Source organism: Achromobacter seleniivolatilans (assembly GCF_030864005.1).
Classification (GTDB): domain Bacteria; phylum Pseudomonadota; class Gammaproteobacteria; order Burkholderiales; family Burkholderiaceae_B; genus Achromobacter; species Achromobacter seleniivolatilans.
Genome location: NZ_CP132976.1, coordinates 1341530 through 1357770, shown reverse-complemented (window position 1 = coordinate 1357770; position 16241 = coordinate 1341530). Strand labels below are relative to the sequence as shown.

12 protein-coding genes and 1 pseudogene are annotated in these 16241 nt (G+C 62.5%); 7 read left to right on the top strand and 6 right to left on the bottom strand.

Features of this window, described 5'->3' with window-relative positions; genetic code table 11:
• Positions 1–4 precede the first annotated feature (4 nt).
• On the bottom strand, positions 5–628 hold the full coding sequence (gene rdgB, locus RAS12_RS06070) for an RdgB/HAM1 family non-canonical purine NTP pyrophosphatase (protein WP_306946254.1): 624 nt from the start codon (positions 626–628) through the stop codon (positions 5–7).
• 204 nt (positions 629–832) lie between these two features.
• On the opposite strand from rdgB, the gene RAS12_RS06065 reads away from it, so the two are divergent.
• The gene (locus RAS12_RS06065; protein WP_306946251.1) at positions 833–2686 is read left to right on the top strand and encodes an EAL domain-containing protein; all 1854 of its coding nucleotides are present in this window, start codon (positions 833–835) and stop codon (positions 2684–2686) included.
• Positions 2687–2887: 201 nt separating this feature from the next.
• On the opposite strand, the pseudogene RAS12_RS06060 reads toward RAS12_RS06065, so the two are convergent.
• Positions 2888–4273, bottom strand: a pseudogene (locus RAS12_RS06060) (methyl-accepting chemotaxis protein); the annotation flags it as partial.
• Between the two features lie 228 nt (positions 4274–4501).
• On the opposite strand from RAS12_RS06060, the gene RAS12_RS06055 reads away from it, so the two are divergent.
• Both RAS12_RS06055 and RAS12_RS06050 read left to right on the top strand, forming a co-directional pair.
• Positions 4502–5662, top strand: a complete 1161-nt coding sequence (locus RAS12_RS06055) for an acyl-CoA dehydrogenase family protein (protein ID WP_306946249.1) — start codon at positions 4502–4504, stop codon at positions 5660–5662.
• 16 nt (positions 5663–5678) lie between these two features.
• Complete coding sequence (locus RAS12_RS06050; protein ID WP_306946246.1) at positions 5679–7055, top strand: MmgE/PrpD family protein; 1377 nt, start codon at positions 5679–5681, stop codon at positions 7053–7055.
• A gap of 50 nt (positions 7056–7105) precedes the next feature.
• Here RAS12_RS06050 and rph read toward each other — a convergent pair whose 3' ends face one another.
• Positions 7106–7840 (bottom strand): ribonuclease PH, encoded by a 735-nt coding sequence (gene rph / locus RAS12_RS06045; protein WP_306946244.1) that lies wholly within the window; start codon positions 7838–7840, stop codon positions 7106–7108.
• 187 nt (positions 7841–8027) lie between these two features.
• On the opposite strand from rph, the gene RAS12_RS06040 reads away from it, so the two are divergent.
• Positions 8028–8960, top strand: a complete 933-nt coding sequence (locus RAS12_RS06040) for a YicC/YloC family endoribonuclease (RefSeq protein WP_306946241.1) — start codon at positions 8028–8030, stop codon at positions 8958–8960.
• Between the two features lie 32 nt (positions 8961–8992).
• Here RAS12_RS06040 and RAS12_RS06035 read toward each other — a convergent pair whose 3' ends face one another.
• The gene (locus RAS12_RS06035) at positions 8993–9169 is read right to left on the bottom strand and encodes an autotransporter outer membrane beta-barrel domain-containing protein (RefSeq protein WP_306946238.1); all 177 of its coding nucleotides are present in this window, start codon (positions 9167–9169) and stop codon (positions 8993–8995) included.
• A gap of 216 nt (positions 9170–9385) precedes the next feature.
• Between RAS12_RS06035 and RAS12_RS06030 the strand changes: the two genes are divergently transcribed.
• The gene (locus RAS12_RS06030; RefSeq protein WP_306946235.1) at positions 9386–10075 is read left to right on the top strand and encodes a hypothetical protein; all 690 of its coding nucleotides are present in this window, start codon (positions 9386–9388) and stop codon (positions 10073–10075) included.
• A gap of 48 nt (positions 10076–10123) precedes the next feature.
• Here the strand turns inward: RAS12_RS06030 and RAS12_RS06025 are convergent, their stop codons facing one another.
• On the bottom strand, positions 10124–11683 hold the full coding sequence (locus RAS12_RS06025; RefSeq protein WP_306951328.1) for an amino acid permease: 1560 nt from the start codon (positions 11681–11683) through the stop codon (positions 10124–10126).
• A gap of 158 nt (positions 11684–11841) precedes the next feature.
• Positions 11842–13341, bottom strand: a complete 1500-nt coding sequence (locus RAS12_RS06020; RefSeq protein ID WP_371321250.1) for an AMP nucleosidase — start codon at positions 13339–13341, stop codon at positions 11842–11844.
• A gap of 216 nt (positions 13342–13557) precedes the next feature.
• On the opposite strand from RAS12_RS06020, the gene RAS12_RS06015 reads away from it, so the two are divergent.
• Together RAS12_RS06015 and RAS12_RS06010 are read left to right on the top strand one after the other, a co-directional pair.
• Positions 13558–13911: a hypothetical protein gene (locus tag RAS12_RS06015; RefSeq protein WP_306946233.1), complete on the top strand. Its 354-nt coding sequence runs from the start codon at positions 13558–13560 to the stop codon at positions 13909–13911.
• A 69-nt stretch (positions 13912–13980) separates the two neighbouring features.
• The gene (locus tag RAS12_RS06010; protein WP_306946231.1) at positions 13981–16068 is read left to right on the top strand and encodes a TonB-dependent receptor; all 2088 of its coding nucleotides are present in this window, start codon (positions 13981–13983) and stop codon (positions 16066–16068) included.
• The last annotated feature ends 173 nt before the right edge of the window (positions 16069–16241 follow it).

The window sequence follows — 16241 nt, the reverse complement described above, 5'->3', positions numbered from 1 at the left end:
CTCTTCAACCCTGGCTAAGTTTGCTCAGTAGTTCGCGCAGCGCGCGTGCGCGGTGGCTCACCCGGTTCTTTTCTTCGGGGTCCAGCGTGGCAGCGGTCAACGCCATGTCGGGCAGGTAGAAATGCGGATCGTAGCCAAAGCCGTTGGCGCCTTCGGGCAGGTCTATGATCTCGCCATGCCACAACCCCTCGCCAATCAGCGGGCACGGATCGTTTTCTGAGCGCACTAGGGCCAGTACGGCCACGTACCACGCGCGGCGGTCAGCTTGACCAGCCAGCTTCTGCACCAGCAGCGCGTTATTGGCCTGATCGGACTTTTCACCGCCATGCATCTTGGCGTAGCGAGCCGAATAGACGCCAGGGGCGCCATCCAGCGCCGCAACGCACAGGCCCGAGTCATCAGCCAGCGCAGGCAGACCCGTCAAACGGCTGGCGTGGCGCGCCTTGGCCAGCGCATTTTCAACAAACGTCACATGCGGTTCTTCGGCTTCTGGCACGCCGAGCTCGCCCTGGGGCACTAATTCGATGCCCAGCGGCGCAAACAAGGCGGAAAACTCACGCAGCTTGCCGACATTATTGGACGCCAGCACAACGCGGCGTAGGGAATCGGGAATCTTGGGGGAAGTCATATGGCAAATTGTATAGGCCGCAGGCGGCGAGCGGCGTCCGGGCGCGTCAAGCCCCTGCAATGGGCATGGCCAAGTTCAAATCCCGATTGACAGTGATGTAACAGCGCATGAAGATTGCGCGTCCTGCGTTAGCGCAACAACGCAGACATATTTTGTTGTCAACATGACGAATCTTGTCACTGATCGTATCTGAACGCTCCGGCGATGAACTCACTTCACGCTTTGCCCCGGCCGGTTGCGGCCCGCGCGCCCCACTCCCCCTTGGACGCCGCGAATGCGCACGCCGGCTTGGCTGGCATTCTGCGCAACCACCTGCTGCGCCCGCGCTATCAACCCGTTGTCGACATTTCGCACAGCCGCATCTACGGACATGAAAGCCTGATCCGCGGCCCGGTCGACACCGCTTTGCATTTTCCCGACGCCCTCTTCGCCGAGGCTCGCCGCAAAGGGCTGCATCCCCAGCTGGAACTGGCCAGCTTCCGTGCTGGCGCACAGGGTTTTGTTCAACACGAGGCAGCAGGCAAGTTATTCCTGAACCTGTCCGGCTCTGCGCTGATCCATTACTGGACCTTGTGGGGCGACGACATGCCGCTGCGCCTGCTCAAAGACTGCGCACTAGACCCCGCCAGCATCATCGTTGAACTGACCGAACAAGACCCGCTGTCTGAACACATGACGGAATTGGGCAATGCGTTTGCGTGCCTGCGCGAGCATGGCATGCGCATCGCGCTGGATGACTATGGCGTGGGGAATTCCAATCTGCAACTGTGGTCCGAGATGCAGCCTGATCTCGTCAAGATCGACCGTTACTTCTTCAATGGAATCGGCCAGGACGACCGCAAGCAAAACATGGTGCGCGCCATTCTGAAAGTGGCGCAGTACCTGGGCACGTCCATCGTGGCCGAAGGCATTGAGACGGCTGAAGATCTTGCGGTTGTGCGCGAACTGGACATCCGATACGCGCAAGGCTGGTTTTTGGGACGGCCCGAAGAAACCCTGCTGACCGAGCTGGCGCCGCCGCTGCGCGAATCCCTGCGCGCGCGCAACCCCGCCCCTGTGTCGCAACGCGGCGCAGGCGGCACTGCGGCCAGCCTGCGGGTCGAAGCGCCGGCCGCATTACTGAACAAGCACACCAATGACGACGTGCACCGGCTCTTTATCGAGCACAAGAGCATGCACGCAGTAGCGGTCGTGGATGGCGACAACCGTCCGGTAGGCATCATCAACCGGCGCGACTTCTCCGAGCATTACGCCCAGCGCTACACACGCGAATTGTTCGGCCGTGACCAGTGCTCGACGTTCATGAATGCGGAACCCGTGCTGGTGGACCTGAATGTATCCATCGACCAGCTCAGTCATGTGCTGATCTCGGAAGACCAACGCTATCTGATGGACGGTCTGATCATCACGCGAGACGGCCGTTATGACGGCCTGGCCACAGGCGAAACGCTGGTGCGCTCAGTGACCGAGATGCGCATCGAAGCAGCCCGCTATGCGAACCCGCTGACGTCCTTGCCCGGCAACATCCCCATCAGCCGCCACATCGCCACGCTGCTGGAAGATGCCGCCGACTTCACCATCTGCTATGGCGACTTGAACAATTTCAAGCCATTCAATGACGTGTACGGCTATTGGCGCGGCGACGACATGATCATGTTGACCGCCGAGGTCATCAAGCGCCACTGCGATCCGTTGCGGGACTTTGTTGGCCATGTTGGCGGCGACGACTTTGTCGTGCTGTTTCGCAGCCTGGACTGGACCGAGCGCGTGCAGCGCATCATCGCCGAATTCAACGAGCAGGCCATGGATCTGTACGACGACCAAGGCCGCCATAACGGCGGCATTGAAGCCGAAGACCGTTATGGCGTGCCGCGCTTTTTCCCGTTTGTGACGCTGGGTGTCGGCGCGTTGACCGTCACCCCTTCACTATGCGAGCGCATTCGCCCGGAGGACATCGCGTCGGCCGCTGCTCACGTCAAGCACAAGGTCAAGCATGGGAACCTGTCGCTGGTGATCGAACGCTACACCGGCGGCGCCCTGCCCCAACTGAGCGACTGAACCCAACCCCGTGACCGCATCATGCGTGCCCGGGGTGATCTGAAACACGGCGACCGCCCGGCGCAAGCCCTGCGCCTGAATCTCGAGCGCCGCCGCAGCCGCCGCCGTTTGCTCCACCATGGCGGCATTTTCCTGCGTGCTGCGTTCGATGTCGGCTACTGCGTTGTTGACGGTAGCGATGCCCTCCGCCTGCTCGGCCGTCGCGCTGGAAATCTCGGCCACGATCTGTGTCACGCGATCAACCGAAACCACCATGTCGCGCATGGTGTCGCCGGCCAGATTTACCTGGCGTACGCCGGCCTCTACCCGCATGGCCGAATCGTCGATCAGGCCCTTGATTTCCTTAGCCGCCTGCGCGCTGCGTTGGGCCAGCGAGCGCACCTCGCCCGCAACCACAGCAAATCCCTTGCCCTGTTCGCCCGCACGCGCAGCTTCCACCGCCGCGTTCAGCGCCAAGATGTTGGTTTGAAAGGCAATGCTGTCGACCACGCCGACAATTTCACCGATGCGGCGCGCGCTGTCGGCAATGCCTCGCATGCTGTGCACAACTTCGTCCACGGCCTGCCCGCCGCGCTGCGCCAACTGCGTGGCGCTGATGGCCTGGCGGCTGGCCAGGTCGGCGTTGCCGGCCGTCAGTTGAACGGTATGCGCCAGCTGCGTCATATTGGCAGCGGCTTCTTGCAGTGAACCCGCCTGACGGGCCGTGCGGTCCGACATGTCTGCCCCGCCAGCGGCAATCTCGCCCGAACCCGTGTGAATCTCTTCAACCCCCCGGCGCACCGACGCCACAGCGGCCGACAGCCCCGTTTGCATACGGCGCATGGCGGAATACAGCACGCCGATTTCGTTGTCGCCGCGCGTAGCAATCGCACCCGTCAGGTCGCCGTCGGCGATGCGGTCAAAATGCGCGCCAGCCTCGTTCAGAGGCCGCAGGATGCTACGGCGAAATGCCAGCCGGATCATTGCGGCTAACAACAGCACGACGCCCAACACGCCCGCCGCCACGATGATCACGCGTTCCAACGTCTGGCTGGCGCCTGCCACCGCGGCCTGCCCCTGGTCCCGTGAATAGCTCTGGTAGGCATCGGCATGCTTGACGTAAGCCGCGCCGCTGACCGGCAGAACCTTGTCCACCAGCCGGTTCACCTCGATTCCGTTCCAGCCCTGGATCGCTTTTTGCATGGGCACAAGCGTCTGGTCGGCGAATGCCGCGTAGGCCGCCAGCACCTGGTTAAACAGCGGGGCGCCCTGCGCGCTGACATCGGGGTTGGCGCGCAACCGCGTCAGACTGGCTGCGGCCTGCTTGAGTAGTGCATCGGCCTGCGCCAGCGATTGATTGCGCGCGTCCTCCAATCCGCCTTCCATGCCGGTCTTGGCATCGGTCAGCGCCGCACGCGCCTGAAACAAGCGGCTGGTCATGTCGGCCAGATCGCTGGCCCGCTCGATGCTGCCCCGGCCCAGGGCCTCGATGTCAGCGCGGTTGTCGCGCAATACGGCGATGCCCGCAGCCGCCACCAGTGCGAAGAGCACCACAAACAACGCCAAAATGGCCGATACCGCTGTCGTGACTCTCAGATTCTTTCGCATATCCATCCATCTATAGCCTGGCGCCTGAGCGCAGTGCCACGGATTATGGACACGCAGTTTGGCAATTTCTTGACACAACCTTGTCGCCCGCATGACGAACGCTCGTCATGAAAGCGCGCTTTTGTGAACAGGAACCCCGTATTAAGGAATTGTGAATTGGCAGGCACGCCCCCTTACGGCACATTCGATGCTGTACAGAACCATTCCTTTCATCAGAACAGCAGCCCTATGCCCCACGCCTCTCATTCTTTTCAGGACATCCGCGAAGCCGTTCGCGACCTTTGCGCCCAATTTCCGGCCGAATACTTCCGCAAGATCGACGAAGAACGCGGTTACCCCGACGACTTTGTCCGCGCGCTGACGGAAGCCGGCTGGCTGGCGGCGTTGATCCCGCAAGAATATGGCGGCTCGGGCCTGGGCCTGACCGAAGCCTCGGTCATCATGGAAGAAATCAATCGCAGCGGCGGCAACTCCGGCGCCTGCCATGGCCAGATGTACAACATGGGCACCTTGTTGCGCCATGGTTCCGAAGCGCAGAAACGCGAATATCTGCCGCGCATCGCGGCGGGCGAACTGCGCCTGCAATCCATGGGCGTCACCGAGCCCACGACCGGCACCGACACCACCAAGATCAAAACCACGGCCGTGCGCCGCGGCGACCGCTACGTGATCAATGGCCAAAAGGTCTGGATCTCGCGCGTGCAGCATTCGGATCTGATGATTCTGCTGGCTCGCACCACGCCACTGGATCAGGTCACGCGCAAATCCGAAGGCATGTCGATCTTCCTGGTGGACCTGCACCATGCGGTCAAGCACGGCATGGCGATCCGTCCGATTCCCAACATGGTCAATCACGAAACCAACGAGCTGTTTTTCGACAATCTGGAAATCCCCGTCGAAAACCTGATCGGCGAAGAAGGCAAAGGGTTCAAGTACATCCTGGACGGCCTGAACGCGGAACGCACGCTGATTGCCGCCGAGTGCATCGGCGACGGCTACTGGTTCGTAGACAAAGTCACGGCTTACGCCAAGGAACGCATGGTGTTCGGCCGCCCCATCGGCCAGAACCAGGGTGTGCAGTTTCCGATTGCCCGCGCCCACATCAACGTGGAGGCGGCCAGCCTGATGCGCTACGAAGCCTGCCGCCTGTTCGACGCCCATGAACCCTGCGGCGCGCAAGCCAACATGGCCAAGCTGCTGGCTGCCGATGCGTCCTGGGAAGCGGCCAACGCCTGCCTGCAATTTCACGGCGGTTTCGGTTTTGCCACCGAGTACGACGTTGAACGCAAGTTCCGCGAAACCCGTCTGTATCAGGTCGCGCCGATTTCGACGAACCTGATCTTGTCCTACGTCGCCGAACATATCCTGGGCCTGCCCCGTTCCTTCTGAACCGCCGCCACCGACCATGACCGCAGCCAAAGACACTCCCCACCTCAGCGCCGAACTCGCAGCCTTTGCCGCCAACTTGCGCTACGAGGATATCCCTGCCCCGGTATTGCGCCGCGCCGAAGACCTGCTACTGGATTGCCTGGCATCCATCTTGGCGGGGGCCTCTGCCCGAGCCGTGCAGGCCATCGACCGCTACGCCGCCGCCATGGGGCCCGCAGATGGCCCCAGTGAAGTCCTTATCACCCGGCGCCGCACGAGTCCGCTGTTTGCGGCCATGGTCAACGCCGCAGCTGCCCATGTGGTGGAACAGGACGACGTGCACAACGGGTCGGTTTTCCACCCCGCCGCCGTCGTCTTCCCGCCTGCCTTGGCCGTGGCGCAGGCGCTGGGCAGTTCAGGCCGTGACCTGCTGGTTGCCGCCGTTGCTGGCTACGAAGTGGGCATCCGCGTAGGCGAATTCCTGGGCCGCTCGCACTACAAGATTTTCCATACAACCGGTACGGCCGGCACGCTTGCCGCAGCCGTCACGACGGGCCGCTTGCTGAATCTATCGGCTGAAGAAATGCTGCATGCGCTGGGGTCGGCCGGTACTCAAGCCGCTGGCCTGTGGGAGTTCCTGCGCGACGCGGCAGACTCCAAGCAACTGCATACCGCCAAGGCGGCCGCTGACGGCATCACGGCCGCCTACTTGGCCCGCGAAGGTTTCACCGGCGCCCGCCGCATTCTGGAAGGCCCGCAAGGCATGGCGGCAGGCATGTCCACGGACGCCGACCCCAGCCGCCTGTGTGACCGCCTGGGCGAACGCTGGGCGCTGGCCGAAACCTCGTTCAAGTTCCACGCATCGTGCCGCCATACGCATCCGGCGGCGGACGCCTTGCAGCAGGTGCTGCGTGACAACGCGCTGACCGAAGCCGATATCGAACGCGTTGTCGCCCACGTGCACCAAGGCGCGATGGACGTGCTGGGTCCGGTGGTCAACCCGCAAACGGTGCACCAGTCCAAGTTCTCGATGGGAACGGTGCTGGCATTGATAGCTCGTCAAGGGCGCGCAGGGCTTGCTGAATTCGACGCGGGTCTGGACGACCCGGCCGTGGCTACGTTCCGCGGCAAGGTAGAAATGGCGCTGGACGCTGAAGTCGATGGCGCCTATCCGCAGCGCTGGATCGGCAAGGTCACCGTCTACACCCGCGATGGCCGCACGCTGAATGGCCGCGTCGACGAACCCAAGGGCGACCCGGGCAACACCCTGAGCCGCGCCGAGATCGAAGACAAGACGCTCAGCCTGGGCCGCTACGCAGACGCCGCAACCGAACCCGAACTGCGCGGTTTGATTGAAACAATCTGGGGCTTGGAGCAGGTAGCCAAGGTTGAGGGGTTGCTCAAGCGGGGGTGATCGATGTCGATAGGTTCGCGACTCGCGCGCGAACCTATCAGCCCCGCCGCTTACACCAGCGCTGCCCGCTGCTCGCGCACCAAGCTGGCAATTCCGCCTTCAGCCAGCACCAGCATCGTGTCCAGCTCGGCCCGGGTGAAGGTCGCGCCTTCGCCCGTGCCCTGCACTTCCACGAAAGCGCCGCTGCCGGTCATGATGACGTTCACGTCGGCGTCGCAGGCTGAGTCTTCCTGGTAGTCCAGATCCAGCACTGAGCGGCCCTGCACCAGACCCACCGAGACCGCGGCCACGGCGTCGCGGATCGGGTTCACCGCCAGGTCGCCGCGTTTCATCAGCAGCGCCACGGCATCTGCCGCCGCCACCCACGCGCCGGTGATGCTGGCGCAGCGCGTGCCGCCGTCGGCTTGCAGCACGTCGCAATCCAGATGCAGGGTGCGTTCGCCCAAAGCCTTCATATCAAACACGGCGCGCAGGCTGCGCCCGATCAGGCGCTGGATTTCCTGCGTGCGGCCGCTTTGCTTGCCGCGTGCGGCCTCACGATCGCCACGGGTATGCGTTGCGCGCGGCAGCATGCCGTATTCCGCCGTCACCCAGCCTTCGCCCTTGCCTTTCAGGAACGGCGGCACCTTTTCCAGCACGCTGGCCGTGCACAGCACATGGGTGTTGCCAGCCTTGACCAGCACGGAACCCTCGGCATACCGCGTGAATCCGCGCTCCAGGCTGAAGGGCCGCAGTTCGTCAACGGCGCGGCCAGAGGGGCGGGCAATGATGGGCGTAGTGGTCACAGGCAGACTCCAGACATAAGACGTAGATGCGCCGCATTGTACGGGCTTGCCCCGCAGGAAATCGCCGCTTGGAGTATCCTGCCGCGATATAACCGGTTGATTACATAGACCCGCCCCCGATTACCTGGGCGCCGCGGGCCCCGGCACAACCGGCTCTTACCCCCAGCACCACCAGGACACGCCCATCATGATTTGCAGCATGACCGCCTTCGGCAACGCCCGAGCAGACCTAGAACAAGGCACGCTTGCACTCGAACTGCGTAGCGTCAACAGCCGCTTCCTTGACCTGTATTTCCGCTTGCCTGACGAACTGCGCCACGTTGAGACGCCCTTGCGTGAGTTGCTGACCGCCAATCTGGCGCGCGGCAAGGTCGAAATCCGTGTCTCGTTCACGCGCAATACCAGCGCAGACCTGTCCAAGCTGGACCCAGCCTGGCTGGAAGGCCTGGCCGAGCAGTTGCAAGCGGCCCGCCGCGTCCTGCCGGACATTGCACCGCCCCGTCTCGTCGAATTGTTCAACTGGCCCGGCCAGCGCAACAACGACGCGCTGGACCCGCAAATCTGGGGCGCCGCGTGCTTGCAAGCCGCGCAGCAAGCGCTGACCCAATTGCAGGAAGGCCGTGCACGCGAAGGCGAACGCCTGGCGGGCATGATGCGCGAATGCGCCGATGGCGTGTCCCGTGTTGTAGAAATCGTTCAAGCCCACCTGCCCCAACTGCTGGCCGATCACCGCGAAAAACTGGCGTCCAAGCTGCGTGAAAGCGTGGAATCGGCGTTCCCAGGCGGTTTCACCCATATCTCTGGCGCCGAACTGTCCGAACGCCTGTCGCAAGAAGCCAACCTGTTTGCGCTGCGCATTGATGTGGCGGAAGAGCTGTCGCGCCTGCGCTCGCACCTGGAAGAACTGCGGCACCTGCTGACCGATGGCGGCGGCAAGACGGCCTCTGGCAAGAAGAACGCCGGCAGCGCAGGCAAGCGGCTGGACTTCCTGTTCCAGGAAATGAACCGCGAAGCCAATACGCTGGGTTCCAAGGCGGGCAGCATGGAAGTTACCCGTGCCGCCATGGACTTGAAGCTGCTGATCGAACAGATGCGCGAGCAGGCGCAAAATCTGGAGTAGCGTTTCGCCCGCCAGCGCATCGGCGCAGACCGCTAGAAGCGCCAGTTCAGTTTGGCGCTGACGGCATTGGATTGCACGCCCGATCCATATTGGCCGCTATAGGCCAAGCCGATTGTCACGTCGCGGCTGGCGCGCAAGTCAAAGCCCGCTTCCAGCACAGCGGTATCGCGCGCCAGCGGCACTCCGGACACCTTTCCGCCAACACCCATTGCCACGCCAATGGTGGATAGTGGACAGGGAAGTGTACGTATCGCGCTCGCCATGAATCATTGGACGGGTCCGAATAGATACGAGGGCTAGGGCTGACATTGCGGGGCACGCCTGAAAAGATGAAAAATGGTGGCATCCTTCACCTTTTCCTACATGCGCCTTGATCAGAACTCGGAGGAAAAGCGAGCGTCTCCGATCGGGCCTTCAGCGCCGTCATGATCTGCCTCCCCAACTTCTGGTTTCGCTCGGTTGCTCTCCCTTTGGCGCTCGCCTTGCCACTATCGGGCTGTGCGCTTTCTGATGGAGCCCAGGACCAGAATGCCACCGGCACCAAGAACTCCGTCGCAGGCGAGCATCGTGAAAAGTACCGCCAAAACCCGAATCCAGCGCAGGCGTACGAGATCATTCTGTCAGTCGCCAATGCGCCAGGGACTTTTGAATCGGTTGAGGGGCATGCCTATTACGAAGCGCCCAACTGCTCATTCGTGGTCGATCGCGCAGCGGGTGTACGCAGCCACCCAGACATTGGTCTGCCTGTCCTGCTCCACAAACGGCAGGATGGCTCCTACACGGGCACCGTTTATTTTGATGCCATGGTTGACGACGAATATTTCGGCAATGGGACCTGCCGCTGGAAGATGACCAGCATGAGCGTGCGGTTAATGGCGACCGGCGCCAAGGCGGAGACGCGCTACGCGCCAAGCCTGACCAATAGGCAGGTCGCTGACGCCTGCCCTGTCCGCTATTACTTCTGGAAGGGAACGTATCCAAGCAGCAGGACGAGCGGTTTCGCTGCCTTTGGCGAAACCGATCCCGCTAAATACCGAACGGAAATTCGCGACGACCTGTTCTCCATCACTTTGGCCGCCAGGAACCCGAAAAATCAACAGATATCTTGTCGATAAGGGCGCAACGCCATGGACAGGCTCTCTGCCGTTGCGGCGCAAGAATGTTCAGCGCACTTCGCCCGCCGCGGGCTCGCCCCGCAATGCCGAATCCAGGTAATCGCTGCGAGCGCGGGCGTCAGGGAAACGCATGTCGCGGTAGCTCACCAGCTTGGAGCCTCGCGTCAAGCGGTAACCCAGCCAGATCAGCAGGAATAGCGGGATGCCGATATAGGTGGCAACCACGCCGCCCCACTGGATTTTGTCTTGCAGGAATGCCTGATAATTCTGGCCCAGCGTAATGATCAGGCACAGCACGAAAGCGAAAATCGGACCAAATGGGAAGAACGGCGACACATAAGGCAGATCCGCCAGATTGTGGCCCTGCTTCACGTACCCGCGGCGGAAACGGTAGTGGCTGATGGCGATGCCCAGCCAAGCGATAAATCCCGTCATGCCCGACGTATTCAGCAGCCAGATATAGACCACGCTAGGGCTGAATAGGAAGGTAAAAAAGCACAGCGCCGCGACAACCGTTGTCGCCAGCAGCGCCCACATCGGCACGCCGTGGTGCGAGATCTGACCAAAAATGCGCGGCGCCTTGCCTTCGCGGGCCAGGCTGTACAGCATGCGCGTGGCCGCGTACATGCCGGAATTTCCGGCCGACAACACGGAAGTCAGCACCACTGCGTTCATCACAGAGGCGGCTCCCAGCAGGCCAGCGCGCTCGAAGATCAACGCAAACGGGCTGACGCTGATGTCCTCGACGTCGTTACGCAGCAGGTGCGGATCGGTGTAGGGGATCAGCAGGCCGATCACCAGAATTGCCGCAACGTAGAACAGCAAAATGCGCCAGAACACTTGACGCACCGCACGCGGCAGATTGCGGGCCGGGTCCTTGGATTCGCCAGCGGCGATGCCAATCAATTCGGTTCCCTGGAACGAAAACCCCACCACCATCGCCACGCCGATCATCGCGGCAAAGCCGCCCGCAAAGGGCGCGTCGCCCACTGTCCAGTTGGCCAGACCGCCGGATTCACCGCCGCGGATGATGCCCAGCAGCATCATCACGCCCATGGCGACAAAACCCAGAACAGCGACCACCTTGATCAACGCGAACCAGAATTCCGCTTCGCCAAAACCGCGCGCCGACATGGCGTTCAGTCCAAAGGTGATCGCCAGGAACAAGGCGCTCCAGTAGAAGCCTGGCACGTCGGGAAACCAGTACGCCATAACCAGTTGCGCGGCGACCAGGTCGACCGCCACCGTCACCGCCCAGTTGTACCAATAGTTCCAGCCCAGTGCGAAACCAAAGCCGTCTTCGACATAACGGGCGCCATAGGTGGCAAACGAACCCGACACCGGCATCGCGGCCGCCAGTTCGCCCAGGCTGGTCATCAGGAAATAGACCATCACCCCAATCAGCACGTAACCCAGCAGCGCCCCGCCTGGCCCAGCCTTGGCAATGGTCGCCCCCGAGGCCACGAACAGGCCGGTTCCAATGGACCCGCCCACCGCGATCATCGTCAGGTGGCGCGCGGACAAGGTACGGCGCAACTCCGAAGGCCGTTGCGCCTCCGCCTTGCGCGCGCCGCCTGAGCGGCCGTCATCGTGTTCCGATGGTGCCAAAGTCATTCCTTCACATCTGGTAGGCCCCCCGCGCAATGCGCCCCGGGGGCCCTAGGGTTTCCGAGCAAGGCGCGAGAATAGCGCAAGTGGCCCCGACACGAGAAATGACGGGGCCACGGGGACAGATCAAAAGCCGCGATGCGGGCGTTGGGCCACGCTTACTGGAAAGCCGTTTCCATAAAGGTGCGCAGCTTGCGGGAGTGCAAACGTTCTGGGGGCATGTCGCGCAGGCGCTCCAGCGCGCGGATGCCAATTTCCAGATGCTGGTTCACCTGCCGCCGGTAAAACACGCTGGCCATCCCGGGCAGTTTCAGTTCGCCATGCAGCGGTTTGTCCGACACGCATAACAAGGTGCCGTAAGGCACGCGGAAGCGGAAACCATTGGCCGCGATAGTGGCCGATTCCATGTCCAGCGCAATCGCCCGCGACTGCGCAAAGCGCTGCACCAGTTCCAGGTGGTCGCGCAATTCCCAGTTGCGGTTGTCGATCGTGGCGACGGTGCCCGTGCGCATAATGCGCTTCAAGTCCCAACCGGACAGCCCAGCCACTTCTTCGACTGCCTGCTCCAGTGCCACCTGCACTTCGGCCAGCGCCGGGACCGGCACCCACGTGGGCAAGTCGTCGTCCAGCACGTGGTCCTCGCGCACGTACCCGTGGGCCAGCACGTAGTCGCCCAGGCGCTGCGAATCCCGCAGGCCCGCGCAATGGCCCAGCATCAGCCACGCATGCGGGCGCAGCACGGCGATGTGGTCGGTAATGGTTTTGGCATTGGACGGACCCACACCAATGTTCACAAGCGTGATGCCAGAGTGATCACCGCGCACCAAGTGGTAGGCGGGCATCTGCGGCAGGCGCACGGCCTGGTCTTCGTCGCCCGGGCCGTTCTCGCCGCGCCGTGTGATGCGATTTCCCGGTTCGACCAGCATTTCGTAATCTTCGTTGCCGCTGACCATCAACGCCCGCGCCCGCGCGCAGAACTCATCCACATAGAACTGGTAATTGGTGAACAGCACGAAATTCTGAAAATGCGCCGGCGCGGTAGCCGTGTAGTGCTGCAAGCGATGCAGCGAATAATCCACGCGCTGTGCGGTAAACGGCGCGAGCGGCTTGGGTTCGCCTTCTTTGCCGCGCCACGACCCGTTCACGATGGCGTCGTCGGTGACGGCCAGGTCTGGCACATCGAACAAATCGCGCAAGGGGCGCTTCAGCGCTTCCAGGTGCTCGCCTTCAACGTAAGCGCCTTCCGGGAATGCGAAATGCAGCGGAATCGGGGAATCGGATTCACCGACCTCTACCGCCACCCGGTGGTTTTGCAGCAACTGGCCAACCTGCTCGATCAGGTAGTCGCGAAACAACTCTGGCTGCGTCACGGTGGTCTGGTAGATGCCAGGTTCAGCCACGTGGCCATAAGACAGGCGCGTATCGATCGGGTCGTAGGTTTCCACCACGATACGAATAGCCGGGTAGTAGGCTCGGGCGCGCTCTCGGCCATTGCCGGGGCCTTTCAGGACCTCGCGGAACGCGGCGCGCAGAAACGCGGTGTTGCGCGCGTAGATTTCAGCCAACCGGTCCACCGCCGCTTCGGCGTCCTGAAATGGCTCAAAGGGCAAGGCATCGGGCCGGTTCATCGAAGACAAAGGATGTACTGCGTTCATCATTGAGCTTTACTCCGCTTTCTTATCTGTCTTGTGTATCCGCGGCCGCAATCGGCGTGTCATGCCGATTGCGGCCGATGCCACCGATTATGCCCGAGCTCCGCGCAGATGAATCGTCATATTCCGCGAGCATGCGTCCACGCTGGCATCGCCAATGATAAAGAAACAATATATCATTTCGTTTTTCCGATGCAGACCCGGCATCTCCACTACCGCCCCATGTTGTCACGCCCAGGTTCTTTCCCTGTCACACCGCCGCGCATTACGCGTTGGGCGGTGTTGGCGTGGTTGTGCGTATGCCTGCTGCTGGCGCCCATCGGCGGCCTGCGCCACACACTCAGCCATGTCGGCGACGCCGCCGACGCCAGTCAGGACGATGCGCACTCGCACGAAAAACTGGGCCAGTGCGACCTTTGCCAGCTGTGGGATCTACTGGACGCGACTCTGCCGTCGTCCTTCTTGGTGGTCGCAGGCGATGCACCCCGGCTCACCCCCGCCGCACATTTGCCCGCTGGCGCCGACACCATCGGCGGCACCTGGTTTCAGTCTCGCGCCCCGCCCTTCCAGGGCTGAAATTCGCTCCCGATCGCGTTCTTCGATTTCACCGCCGGCTTGAAACCGCCGGCTCCCTGGACTGACCCCATGAATTTCCCGACCTTGCCTGTCGAGGCTGGCGCGCCCCTGCGCGCGTTCGCCCTGCGTCCGCTTGTCCTGACCTGCCTGCTTGCTCTGCCCTATGCCGCCCAAGCGCAAACCGCGCCCGGCGCCACCACCCTGTCGCCTGTCGTCATCACCGCCAACCCCCTGGGCAGCGATGCGCTGGCAACGCCATCCACCGTATTACAGGGCCAGGACCTGGATTTACGGCGCGGCTCCAATCTGGGCGAGACCCTCAATGGACTGCCCGGCGTATCCACCACAAGCTACGGCCCCATGGTGGGCCGCCCCATCATCCGCGGGCTGGACGGCGATCGTATCCGGCTGCTGAACAATGGCGTCGGATCGTTGGACGCATCGGCACTGTCGTTTGACCACGCCGTGCCGCAAGACCCCTTGTCGACAAACCGCGTGGAAATCCTGCGCGGCCCCGCCGCACTGCTATACGGCGGCAACGCCATTGGCGGTGTCGTCAACACACTGGACAACCGCATCCCGACAGAACCCATCGACGGCATCCATGGCGACGTGGGCGGCAGCTATGGCGGCGCCAACAATGACCGCAATGGCGCCGTACAGCTGGAAGGCGGCGATGGCACTTTTGCGATCCACGCCGACGTCTTTGGCCGCAAGACCGGCACCCTGCGCATTCCTGGCTACGCTAGTACGGCGCAGCAACGCGCCCTCGACGGTCCCGATGCGGATCAAGCGCGCGACCGGCTGCCCAACAGCGATGGGCAGGCCAGTGGCGGCGCATTAGGTATGTCGTGGACGGGCGAACATGGTTATGCGGGCCTGTCCTACAGCGGCTACGACTCCAACTATGGTTCGGTCGCCGAAGAAGATGTGCGCATCAAGATGCACCAGGAACGCTTCGGCCTGGCCGGTGAATTGCGGGATTTGAATGGCCCGTTCACCAGCATCAAGCTGAATTTTGCGTACACCGACTACCAGCACAAGGAAATCGAAGACGGCGAAACCGGCACTATCTTCAAAAACCGGGGCTACGAGGCTCGCATTGAAGCGCGCCATGCCGACATCGGCCCGCTGCATGGGGTCGTTGGCCTGCAATTGGGCCAGACACGCTTTTCGGCATTGGGCGATGAAGCGCTGGTGCCCACCACCGATACGGACTCCGCTGCCCTGTTCGCACTAGAGGAATGGACGGTAACCGACAGGCTGACCCTGTCGGCCGGCGCCCGCATGGACCACACGCGCCTGAACCCGGCTGGCGGCGGCAATGCTCGATTCGACGATTCAACCCAGCGGACATTCAACGCAGGCAGCTTCTCGCTGGGCGGCATCTACAAACTGGACAGTGTTTGGTCAGTAGCGGCCAACGGCGCCTATACGGAACGCGCCCCCACGTTCTATGAGCTGTATGCCAACGGCCCTCACGCGGCTACCGGCCAGTACCTGGTTGGAGACCAGAATCTGGGCAAGGAGCGCGCATGGTCTGGCGACCTGTCGTTGCGCTACAAGAACGACACCGACAAAGCGAGCGTTGGCGTCTTCTACAGCAGCTTTGCGAACTACCTGGCCGAAACCAACACCGGACGGTATCGCAATGACGACGGCGACGTGGTGGCGGCAGGCAGCGATGGCGCGTTGCCCGAAGCCCGCTACCAAGGCGTATCCGCCCGCCTGTACGGACTGGAAGCCGAAAGCGTCACTCGTGTTTTGCAACGCGATGGCCACGCCCTGGACCTGGGTCTGTCCGGCGATTACACCGTCTCGCGCAACCGCGACACCGGGCGCTCGCTGCCACGGATTCCGCCGCTGCGCCTGCGCGTCGCGCTGGACTATGGCTACGGTCCGTACAGTGCTGGCGTCAGCGTGTCCAAGGCGTTTGCACAGCATGACCATCCCGCCAACGACACGTCCACGCCCGGCTACTACAGCCTGGATGTCAGCGCCGGCTACCGGTTCAAGACGACCGGGGTGCAATGGCAAACCTATGTGCGCGGCATCAACCTGACGAATCAAGACATCCGCTACGCCACATCGGTGCTGCGCGATGTGGCGCCCCAAGGTGGTCGAGCCGTCATGGTCGGTTTGCGCGGAAGCTTCTAAATCACCGCGAAAATGCTGCGGCCGTTACGTCGCGCTCTAGGCGCGGCGTAACGGTTTTGGCCGAATAATGCTGCATTGCACTACAAATGTAATGAAACTTTATTCCACTATAATTTGTGAGCTTCCAGGGCTTCCGGCCCCGCAGCGCCTCCCCTTTCCGCCGGCTTGCCCCC

What these genes read in the sequence shown, in the direction of transcription:
- RAS12_RS06015 (WP_306946233.1), top strand. Translation starts at nt 13,558, where the DNA reads ATGTTGTCACGCCCAGGTTCTTTCCCTGTCACACCGCCGCGCATTACG.
- rdgB (WP_306946254.1), bottom strand. Translation starts at nt 628, where the DNA reads ATGACTTCCCCCAAGATTCCCGATTCCCTACGCCGCGTTGTGCTGGCG.
- RAS12_RS06030 (WP_306946235.1), top strand. Translation starts at nt 9,386, where the DNA reads ATGATCTGCCTCCCCAACTTCTGGTTTCGCTCGGTTGCTCTCCCTTTG.
- RAS12_RS06040 (WP_306946241.1), top strand. Translation starts at nt 8,028, where the DNA reads ATGATTTGCAGCATGACCGCCTTCGGCAACGCCCGAGCAGACCTAGAA.
- RAS12_RS06050 (WP_306946246.1), top strand. Translation starts at nt 5,679, where the DNA reads ATGACCGCAGCCAAAGACACTCCCCACCTCAGCGCCGAACTCGCAGCC.
- RAS12_RS06020 (WP_371321250.1), bottom strand. Translation starts at nt 13,341, where the DNA reads ATGATGAACGCAGTACATCCTTTGTCTTCGATGAACCGGCCCGATGCC.
- RAS12_RS06055 (WP_306946249.1), top strand. Translation starts at nt 4,502, where the DNA reads ATGCCCCACGCCTCTCATTCTTTTCAGGACATCCGCGAAGCCGTTCGC.
- RAS12_RS06010 (WP_306946231.1), top strand. Translation starts at nt 13,981, where the DNA reads ATGAATTTCCCGACCTTGCCTGTCGAGGCTGGCGCGCCCCTGCGCGCG.
- RAS12_RS06065 (WP_306946251.1), top strand. Translation starts at nt 833, where the DNA reads ATGAACTCACTTCACGCTTTGCCCCGGCCGGTTGCGGCCCGCGCGCCC.
- RAS12_RS06035 (WP_306946238.1), bottom strand. Translation starts at nt 9,169, where the DNA reads ATGGGTGTTGGCGGAAAGGTGTCCGGAGTGCCGCTGGCGCGCGATACC.